The sequence below is a fragment of the Microtetraspora sp. NBRC 16547 genome (assembly GCF_030268965.1).
Classification (GTDB): Bacteria; Actinomycetota; Actinomycetes; order Streptosporangiales; family Streptosporangiaceae; genus Microtetraspora.
In genome coordinates, this window is the sequence record NZ_BSSE01000082.1 from 1 (window position 1) to 801 (window position 801).

1 protein-coding gene is annotated in these 801 nt (G+C 72.0%); it reads left to right on the forward strand.

The window, feature by feature from the left end:
- Window positions 1-15: 15 nt before the first annotated feature.
- Window positions 16-801, forward strand: a 786-nt coding sequence (locus QSK17_RS35700; RefSeq protein WP_285711120.1) for an acyltransferase domain-containing protein, incomplete at its 3' end; no start/stop codon positions are given.

An 801-nucleotide genomic window follows, 5' to 3' on the forward strand; every position in this document is an offset into this window, starting at 1 on the left:
GGGGTGGTGGCGGGGGTGGCGCGTCCTGATCGGCGGGTGGTGTTCGTCTTTCCCGGTCAGGGGTCGCAGTGGGCCGGGATGGGGGTGGAGCTGCTGGGGTGTTCGCCGGTGTTCGCGGCGCGGATGGCTGAGTGCGCGGATGCGCTGGCCGGCTACGTGGACTGGGATCTGTTCGAGGTGCTCGGTGATGCCGGGGCGCTGGAACGGGTGGATGTGGTGCAGCCGGTGTTGTGGGCGGTGATGGTGTCGCTGGCCGCGGTGTGGCGCTCCTATGGCGTTGAGCCCTCGGCGGTGGTTGGTCACAGCCAGGGTGAGATCGCGGCGGCGTGTGTGGCGGGGGTGTTGTCGCTGGAGGACGGCGCGCGGGTGGTGGCGTTGCGGAGTCGGGCGTTGCTGGGGGTGTCGGGGTCGGGCGGGATGGTGTCGGTGGCGGCTCCGGTGGAGCGGGTGGCCGGCTGGTTGGAGCGGTGGCGGGGGCGGGTCGGGATCGCGGCGGTGAACGGTCCGGGTTCGGTGGTGTTGTCGGGTGCGGTGGCGGCGCTGGATGAGGTGCTGGGGTGGTGTGCTGGGCAGGGGGTGCGGGCGCGGCGGATCGCGGTCGATTACGCGTCGCATTCGCCGTTGGTGGAGTCGCTGGAGGAGGACCTCGCCGAGGTTTTGGCGCCGGTGCGGCCGGGGCGGGGGTCGGTTCCGTTCGTGTCGTCGGTCACCGGTGGGGTGGTGGATGGCGCGGGGTTGGATGCGGGGTATTGGTGGCGGAATCTGCGGGAGCCGGTGCGTTTTGATCGGGCGGTGGCGGGG